Raw genomic sequence first — 1,531 nt, 5'->3', positions numbered from 1 at the left:
GGTGATATTCAAGACACCGATTGCCGTCGCCACCGGCATGCTCCTCGCGCGCATTGCCGGCTTCGTCGCGCAGCACGTCGTGAAGAAACGCTATTGCCCGTGGGCCACGCTATTTCCATTGACGATCGACTGGGGCTGGCTCAGGAAATCTCTGGTTCCGTCCCTGGCGTTCCTCGGATTCCCGCTCAGCAACGGGCTGAATTTCCAGGGAATCCTCTGGGTGATCGGGACGGCACTCGGCCCGGCACAGGTGGCGGCGTTTTCGACGATGCGAACGCTTACGCGAGTCGCCGTGCAAATGATGAACCTGTTGTCCAACTCGGTCTGGTCGGAAGTGTCGAAGCTTGCCGCGGTGGGGAGAAAGGCGGACGTCATACGTATCAAGCGCAGACTGACGATCGTGACCGTGGTTGTCGCGGGCGCGGTCGGTGTCGCAATGAGCGCATACGGAGAGCGGTTTTATACCGCTTGGACCGGCAAGCACGTCGTTTTCGATTCGACGCTGTTCGACATCCTGTTGCTCTCGATGGTCGCGAATTCGCTGTGGCAATCCGCGTCCATCTTCGTGATTGCGATCAATCGCCATATCCGCTTTGCGTTTGCCTATTTGTTTGCCGCCGGCATGACGATCGTTGTCGGACTGTTGGCTGTGCGGCATGGGGGAATCGTATCCGTCGCGATCTGTCTGCTGGGCCTCGACGTATTCCTGGTTCTCTTCGGCGAATACGAGGTATTTCAAGAGTATCGCGAGAAGGAATATGAAGGTTCTGTTCTTGATCGGTAGCATCGGCGATTACCATACCGCGCGTTTGAACGATGCGCAGCGCCGTCTCGTGCAGGCGAACGTCGAATTTCGCGTGCTGGTGATGAATCGCAAATCGTCCGATTACCTCCATCGAGACGCAGGGCACTCCGGGTGCGATGCGCCGGCAAGCGGCTGGCGTTACGTGGCGCAGGAGCGTGCGCAGTTCAAGCGGCCGATATTGCTCGCGCGCCTGTTCAGGGAAATCGTTCGTGAAAAGCCGGACATGATCGTGACGATCGGATACAACTTTCCATATTCGATCGTCGGGTTGATTTACCGATGGTTGGCGCGTCGCACGAAAATCGTGTTTTGTGCGGACAGCAAGTTCGACGACGGCGTGCGCCGGCCGGGACGCGAACTGCTCAAGGCCCGGCTCGCGTGCCTGTATGACGGCGCGATCGTGGCCGGGCGCCGGCAGCGTCAGTACTTCCAGTTCCTCGGCATTCCAGCGGAGCGCATCCACGTAGGCTACGACGTGGTCGACAACAGTCGGTTCACGACGGCCGCCGCCGCGGCACGCGTCCGGCCGTCCGAGCTCCGCGCGCAGATGGGGTTGCCGGAAAGGTACATCGTCTGCGTGTCGCGCCTGGTGGCTCGCAAGCGTGTCGACAAAGTCATCGACGCGTACGCGCGTTCGCGGGCAACGGCGATCGGTGTTTCGCTGCTGATTATCGGCGCCGGCGAGCTCGAGGCGTCGCTGCGCGAGCGCTGCGAGCGCCTCGGAAT

2 protein-coding genes are annotated in these 1,531 nt (G+C 60.7%); both read left to right on the top strand.

The genetic code is table 11. The features are described from left to right. The coding region (locus ACFTWP_RS41705) for a lipopolysaccharide biosynthesis protein (protein ID WP_380270392.1) at nt 1-784 on the top strand (784 nt) is incomplete at its 5' end. Beyond that, the coding region (locus ACFTWP_RS41700; RefSeq protein ID WP_380270391.1) for a glycosyltransferase at nt 759-1,531 on the top strand (773 nt) is incomplete at its 3' end. The genes ACFTWP_RS41705 and ACFTWP_RS41700, both read left to right, overlap by 26 nt.

The organism is Kitasatospora sp. NPDC057015, from assembly GCF_042673745.1.
Classification (GTDB): domain Bacteria; phylum Actinomycetota; class Actinomycetes; order Streptomycetales; family Streptomycetaceae; genus Kitasatospora.
This window is presented reverse-complemented; position numbering and strand designations above follow the sequence as displayed.